Source organism: Streptomyces glaucescens (assembly GCF_002154375.1).
In the GTDB taxonomy this organism is placed as follows: domain Bacteria; phylum Actinomycetota; class Actinomycetes; order Streptomycetales; family Streptomycetaceae; genus Streptomyces; species Streptomyces glaucescens.
This window is the reverse complement of sequence record NZ_MUND01000576.1, coordinates 1-6,464: the sequence shown is the minus strand read 5'-3', so window position 1 is coordinate 6,464 and position 6,464 is coordinate 1. Positions and strand designations below refer to the sequence as shown.

The window sequence follows — 6,464 nt, the reverse complement described above, 5'->3', positions numbered from 1 at the left end:
GGACACGGCCTAGGGGGTGTCCGGGGCGGGGACCCCAGGGCCGCGCGTCCGGAGAGGCCCAGGGCGGCACGTCCTGGGGAGGCCCTGGGCCGCGCGTGTCCTTGGGCGGGCGAGGTGGCGCGTCTCGGCGTGGGGGCGAGGTGAGGGATCTCGGCCTCCGCCCGGCGCGTCGGTTCCGCGCGAGCAGGTGCCGCACCGGGACGCCTGGTGAGCCCCGCTCGGCTTCGGCCGCGGGGGCACGGCACGCCGGGATCGAACAATCGACAGGCGGGACGCGGGCGCCGTGCGGCGGCGGGCGGTGGCCGGTTCCGTCAGCCGAGGACGAGCGGGAGTCTCCCGGCCGACTCGCCCAGTTCGGCCCGCTCCGCCTCGGTCGGAGCGCGCCGCCCGGTGCCGACCAGCAGCGCCGTCGCGTCGGAGAAGGCCGCGGGGAACGAGGTCCCGGCGATCCGCTCCAGCATCTCGCGGGATCGGGCGAGCCCTTCCGCGGGCGGTCCCGCCGCGTGCGGGAGGTGTGCGGTCAGATCGAGGTGGTGCAGTGTCCATTCCAGGACGTACGCCGAGAGGTAGTCGCCCGCGGTGAGGACCTGGCCCTGGGTTTCCACCCGGAGGGCCGGGTCGGCGAGTTCGGCGGCGCGGCCGGCGGCGGAGCCGACGTCGTCGAGGTGGAAGGTGAGCAGCCCCGGATCCTGGTAGGCGGCGGCCAGCCGGACGGTCAGCGCGTCGAGCGGGTCCTCACCGGTCGGCGGTGTATCGGTGACCTCCCAGTAGGTCACGGCGTCGCGGGTCGGCTCCCTCGTGGTGGGGGTCACGAGGGTGATCAGGACGTCCTGCGCGTCGATGATCAGATGGCACACCAGGTCCCGAACCAGCCAGCCGGTACACCCGGACGGCTGTGCGAAATCCTCGCCCGAGAGCGCCGCGACGGCCGTGCGCAACGCCGACCATGAGTGCGAGAAGAGGTTCACATCGGCACGCTAGTGCGGTGCCCGGACGCGGACAAGCACATGGCCGGGCGGTCACCGGAGCCCGTCACGGGGGTCCATCGGTCGTGCCCCCGTCACTCGCAGCCCGTCAGCGGCCGGCCGAAGACCGGTGGGGTCCAGGCCGCGTGGCGCAGGACGGCCCGCAGCGTCGCCCCGGAGGGGGCCAGCCGCATGGCCGTGTTGCCCAGCGCGACGGCCGCGGGGTGGGCGAGTTGCTGACCCAGGCGGCCCGCCCGGCGGGCGGCGCGCGCCACGGACTGGCTGCGGGGGCGGCGTTCGGCGTCGTAGCGGGCCAGCGCCGCGTCGACGGCGGGCTCGGTGGCGAGCGCGGCGGTCAGGGTGACGGCGTCCTCCAGGGCCTGGCAGGCGCCCTGGCCCAGGTTGGGGGTCATGGCGTGGGCCGCGTCGCCGAGGAGGGCGATCCGGCCGGAGACGAAGGCGGGCAAGGGGGTGGCCAGTTCGTACATGTCGTGGTGGAGGACGGCCTCGGGCCGGGTCGCGTCGAGCAGGGCGGGGATCGGATCGTGCCAGCCCTCGAAGCGGCGGCGCAGCGCGTGCAGGGGGGCGGCGTGCCGTATGCCGGGCGGTGAGGTGAGGACCGCGTGCCATTCCGCCCGGCCGTCGGTGAAGGCGATATGGCCGAACTCCGCTCCCCGGCCCCAGGTCAGCGAGAAGTCGTCCGCCAGGTCGACGGGGCGCTCGGTGATGGCGCGCAGGACGGTCGAGCCGCTGTAGGCGGGGCCGGGGTGGTGGGGGAAGAGCCGGGCGCGCAGCCGGCTGTTGACCCCGTCGGCCGCCACGACCAGGTTTGCGTCCAGCACCTTGTCCCGGGTGGTGACGGTGACTCGGTCGCGGGCGGGTTGGCCGGCGGACGTCGCCTCCGCTCCGACGAGCAGGCACTCGGCGGGCAGCGCCTCACGCAGCAGCCGGTGGAGGACGGCACGGGGGATGCCGCCGATGGGCGTGCCCAGCTCGCGTTCGAGGGCCGCTCCGTCCATCCGGGCCAGCCGCCGGCCGGTGGGGGTGCGGGTGCCTCCGGTGTACTGCGGGCGGGCCGCCGCGCGTACGGCCGCGCCGACGCCGAGGGCATCCAGGGCGCGCAGTCCGTTCGCGTGCAGGGAGATGCCCGCACCGGCGTCGGCGAGGGCGGCGGCGCGCTCCAGGACCGTGACGTCCCAGCCGATGAGCCGCAGGCCGATGGCGGCGGCCAGCCCTCCGATGCCTCCCCCGACCACCACCGCACTGGTGTCGCCCATGCCCGGCCCCCTTCCCGTCCGCCCCCACTGGGGCTTCTACAGATGTAGAAGGAGCGTACTGCACACGCACGACACGTCCTCTACAGGTGTAGAAATAGGGATGTGGCCACCGACCGACGCGCCCTTCTCGCCGACGCCGCCATCGGCGTGCTCGCCGACCTGGGGACACGAGGACTGACCCACCGCGCCGTGGACCGGGCGGCCGGCCTGCCGCCCGGCACCACGTCCGCCTACTACCGCACCCGGCAGGCGCTGCTCACCGCGCTGGTCCGGCGGCTGGTCGACCTCGACCAGGCCGAACTGCAGGCGGCGGGCGGTGCCGCTCCGGTGCCACGTGACGCCGCGGAGCTGACGGCCCGTATCGCCGCCCTCGCCGGGCGGCGCCTCACCGGGGACGGCCGCCGGCGGTCCCTCGCCCGTTACGCGTGCGCCATCGAGAGCGTCCGCCATCCCGAGCTGCGGGACATCCTCGTACCGCGCGAGAACGCGGCGCGTGCGGCCGTGCGCGACTTCCTCGCCGCCCAGGGCGTCCCGGACCCCGAGGAACGCACCGTCACCCTGCTGACGTGCGTGGACGGGCTCGTCTTCGACCGCCTCGTCAACGGCGGGGACGTCGGCGAGCGGGAAGTGCGCGGGCTCGTGGCGGCCGCCCTGCGCTGAGCCGCCCGGTTCAGGCCAGGTGGGCGAAGACCACGAGGTTCTCCGTGTAGTCCTTCGCCCTACGGTCGTAGTCGCCCGCGCAGGTGATGAGCCGGACCTCCGCCTCGGGCGTGTCGGCGTACACCCGGTCATCGGGGAAGTGGTCCTTGTCGAACGTCTCGACGCTGTCGACCACGAAGGACGCCTTGCGCCTGTCGGCTCGTTGGACGTGGAAGACGTCGCCCTTCTCCAGCTCCCCGAGGTTCACGAACACGGCTGGGGACGTCACCGTGTCGACGTGCCCGGCGATCACCGACGTACCGGCCTCCCCCGGCGACGGACCGTCGGCGTGCCAGCCCACGAGGTTGACGTCGTCGGCGGGCGGGGCTTCGAGCTGTCCTCCGGGGCCGATTGCCAGCTCCGTGAAGGGGGCGTCGACCGAGATCTTCGGGATGAGCAGTCGTACGGGCTTCGAGCGAGGCAGATACTTCTGCGACTGTCGTGTTCGCGTCGGCCTCGGCGTCGCCTCCCGATCCGTCTCCTGCGCCTCGGCCGGCTGTCCGGCGGGCGGAGCCGACGCGGCGGACGCCACCACGTCCCGCGGCGCGGGGAGGGAGTCGGACGAGGTACCGGGCGGCGCGGGGTGCCGGCCGGTCAGACTCGTGACGAGGATCAGGGCGGCCACGGCACTCATCACCAGCACGCCGGTGCGGGATCTCCGCCCGTCCTGGGCGGGCTCGTGATCAGCGTGGTCGGGCGAACCAGCCGGCATGGGAAACCACCTCGCTAGGGCACGACAGCACATCGGACGGGGTGACGGGAGAGCCACCGGCCAGGCCGCCACGCGGCACGCGCGTGGCGGCCGCAGCGGCTATCGCAGCGGGCGAGGGTCAGCCCGCGCCCTCGGCCGTCTTCCTGCGACGCATCGCGTAGAGGCCGGTGCCGGCGACGGCGAGGACGGCCATGCCGCCCGCAGTCACCGACGGTCCGGCGAGGGCGCCGCCTCCGGTGTGCACACCACCGCGGGGCTTCTCGTGGTCACCGCCCCAGGAGTCCTTCTCCTTCCAGGAGCCCTTGTCGTGCTCGTCCTTGTAGCCGGAGTCGTGGCCGCCGTCCTTGTGCGAGCCCGACTCCTCGCCGCCGTCCTTGTACGAGCCGGAGTCGTGACCGCCGTCCTTGTAGGAACCGGAGTCGTGACCACCGTCCTTCTCGTGCTCCTTGCTGTACGAGGAGTCTTCGTGGTCCGAGCCGGAGCCGACGGCCGCGTAGGCGCCGGGCGCGCCCAGGGCCAGAGCCGCAGAGGCCCCCGCCACGGCCACGAGCATGCGAGCAGAACGCATCTGATCATTCCTTTCGCCGACGGCCGGGCAGCTGGCACTCGGACAGCTGACCAACCCGACCCCCGACGTGCTCAACCGTCGGCCAGTCGCCCGCCCGCCGCTACTCGGGGCGATCAGTCGGGTGAGCCCTGTCACCGCCGAACGGATGACCCCGCCGGGGGCGTGAAGCCCGAGAACGCCGCATCCGAGCGCCGCTCCGTCCCCCCGCGCTCCCTCCCCCACCAGGTGTTCCGCGGGGCGCGCACTGCCGATCGCCATGAGATCACCACTACGCTGGGTCCCGGCTGCCCGGCGCGGCACACCGGCCGCCCTGAGCGGAGCACCGGCTGCCCGATCGGCGGGCAACCGGGCGACCGGGCAGCCCGGCGGCGGCCGTACGGTTCGGGAGGCAGCTCATGGAGTACTACGATCTCGGCGCTCACACCCGTCCCGTGACGACCACCTCGGCACAGGCCCAGCTCTGGTTCGACCGCGGCCTGGTCTGGACGTACGCCTTCCACCACGAAGAGGCCGTCCGCTGCTTCGAGGCGGCCGTCGCGGCCGATCCCGACTGCGCCATGGCGCACTGGGGCATCGCCTACGCCCTCGGCCCCAACTACAACAAGCCGTGGGAGTTCTTCGACGAGAAGGAACTCACCCGGACCGTCGAGCGCACCCACGCCGCCGCCGAACGGGCGAACGAGAAGGCGGCCGGTGCCACGCCCGTCGAGCGGGCGCTGATCGGCGCGTTGCGCGCCCGCTACCCGCGGTCCCGGCCGGTCGAGGACTGCTCGGTGTGGAACGCGCCGTACGCCGACAGCATGCGCGCCGCCTATGAGCAGGCCTCCGACGACCTGGACGTCGCCACCCTGTACGCCGACGCGCTGATGAACCTCACTCCGTGGCAGCTGTGGGACCTGCGCACCGGCGAGCCCGCCGAGGGAGCCCGCACGCGCGACGCCCGGGCCGTGCTCGAACGGGCGCTCGACACGCCGGGCGGGCGCGATCACCCGGGCGTCCTGCACCTCTACATCCACCTGATGGAGATGTCCCCGACCCCCGAGACGGCCCTGCCGGTCGCCGACCGGCTGCGCGGATTGGTGCCGGACGCCGGCCACCTCCAGCACATGCCCTCGCACATCGAAGTGCTGTGCGGCGACTACCGGCGCGTCGTGTCCGACAACAGCGCGGCGATCGCCGCGGACGAGAAGTTCCACGCACGCGCCGGGGCGATGAACTTCTACACGCTGTACCGGTCGCACAACTACCACTTCAAGATCTACGGCGCGATGTTCCTCGGCCGGTCCCAGGTCGCCCTGGAGACCGCCGACCGGCTCGAGGCCTCCATCCCCGAGGAACTGCTGCGGGTGCAGAGTCCGCCCATGGCCGACTGGCTGGAGGGCTTCCTCGCCATGCGGGTGCACGTGCTGATCCGGTTCGGCCGCTGGGCCGACATCCTCGCTCTGCCACTGCCCGAGGACCGGGAGCTGTACAGCGTGACCACCGCGATGCTGCACTACGCGCGCGGCGTCGCCCTCGCGGCGACCGGCCGGGTCGCCGAGGCCGGTGCCGAGCGGGAACTGTTCCGCGCCGCACTCGGCCGGGTCCCCGGCACGCGGACGCTGTTCAACAACACCTGCGTCGACATCCTCGCCATCGCCTCCGCCATGCTCGACGGCGAACTCGCCTACCGGAAAGGCGACTTCGACGAGGCGTTCGCCGCGCTGAAGCGGTCCGTCGCCCTCGACGACAACCTGCCGTACGACGAGCCGTGGGGCTGGATGCAGCCCACCCGGCACGCACTGGGCGCCCTGCTGCTGGAGCAGGGGCGGGTCACCGAGGCCGAGGCCGTCTACCGGGCCGACCTCGGCCTGGACGACACCCTGCCGCGCGCCTGCCGGCACCCCAACAACGTCTGGGCCCTGCACGGCTTCCACGAATGCCTGCTCCGGCAGGGCAGGACGGCCGAGGCGGGCATCATCGCCCAGCAGCTGACGGTCGCCACCGCCTTGGCGGACGTCCCCGTGGAGGCATCCTGCTTCTGCCGCACCGGCACCACGGCGGCCGCACCGTCGCACTGCTGCGAGGCGGACGGGTGAGTACGACGCCGCCGAACGCGGAGGTCGTGGCGTAGGGCGCGCCGCTCCGTACAGGTCCCGTGATCCGGCCCTCCCCGACGGACACGGATTCCCGCTGCCCCAGCCGACCCGAGGAGTCCCGGCGAGCGCTCCAGCCACGTCGCGTGCCACACCCGCAAGGTGAGC

General features: G+C 73.6%; 6 protein-coding genes. 2 read left to right on the top strand and 4 right to left on the bottom strand.

Features of this window, described 5'->3' with window-relative positions:
* Positions 1 to 311: 311 nt before the first annotated feature.
* The gene (locus CCN42_RS32160; protein WP_086740892.1) at positions 312 to 968 is read right to left on the bottom strand and encodes a maleylpyruvate isomerase N-terminal domain-containing protein; all 657 of its coding nucleotides are present in this window, start codon (positions 966 to 968) and stop codon (positions 312 to 314) included.
* A gap of 92 nt (positions 969 to 1,060) precedes the next feature.
* Positions 1,061 to 2,242 (bottom strand): FAD-dependent monooxygenase, encoded by a 1,182-nt coding sequence (locus CCN42_RS32155; protein ID WP_086740891.1) that lies wholly within the window; start codon positions 2,240 to 2,242, stop codon positions 1,061 to 1,063.
* Between the two features lie 102 nt (positions 2,243 to 2,344).
* Here CCN42_RS32155 and CCN42_RS32150 point away from each other — a divergent pair, with 102 nt between their 5' ends.
* Positions 2,345 to 2,902, top strand: a complete 558-nt coding sequence (locus CCN42_RS32150) for a TetR/AcrR family transcriptional regulator (protein ID WP_086740889.1) — start codon at positions 2,345 to 2,347, stop codon at positions 2,900 to 2,902.
* A 10-nt stretch (positions 2,903 to 2,912) separates the two neighbouring features.
* Here the strand turns inward: CCN42_RS32150 and CCN42_RS32145 are convergent, their stop codons facing one another.
* Both CCN42_RS32145 and CCN42_RS32140 read right to left on the bottom strand, forming a co-directional pair.
* The gene (locus CCN42_RS32145) at positions 2,913 to 3,653 is read right to left on the bottom strand and encodes a class F sortase (RefSeq protein WP_086740888.1); all 741 of its coding nucleotides are present in this window, start codon (positions 3,651 to 3,653) and stop codon (positions 2,913 to 2,915) included.
* 118 nt (positions 3,654 to 3,771) lie between these two features.
* Positions 3,772 to 4,221: a hypothetical protein gene (locus CCN42_RS32140; protein ID WP_086740886.1), complete on the bottom strand. Its 450-nt coding sequence runs from the start codon at positions 4,219 to 4,221 to the stop codon at positions 3,772 to 3,774.
* Positions 4,222 to 4,616: 395 nt separating this feature from the next.
* On the opposite strand from CCN42_RS32140, the gene CCN42_RS32135 reads away from it, so the two are divergent.
* Positions 4,617 to 6,299 carry a tetratricopeptide repeat protein gene (locus CCN42_RS32135; RefSeq protein ID WP_086740884.1) on the top strand — a complete coding sequence of 561 codons (1,683 nt, stop codon included), beginning with the start codon at positions 4,617 to 4,619 and terminating at the stop codon, positions 6,297 to 6,299.
* The last annotated feature ends 165 nt before the right edge of the window (positions 6,300 to 6,464 follow it).

Excerpts from the sequence above, each read along its gene's own strand:
- CCN42_RS32155 (WP_086740891.1), bottom strand. The coding sequence starts at position 2,242 with ATGGGCGACACCAGTGCGGTGGTGGTCGGGGGAGGCATCGGAGGGCTG.
- CCN42_RS32145 (WP_086740888.1), bottom strand. The coding sequence starts at position 3,653 with ATGCCGGCTGGTTCGCCCGACCACGCTGATCACGAGCCCGCCCAGGAC.
- CCN42_RS32135 (WP_086740884.1), top strand. The coding sequence starts at position 4,617 with ATGGAGTACTACGATCTCGGCGCTCACACCCGTCCCGTGACGACCACC.
- CCN42_RS32140 (WP_086740886.1), bottom strand. The coding sequence starts at position 4,221 with ATGCGTTCTGCTCGCATGCTCGTGGCCGTGGCGGGGGCCTCTGCGGCT.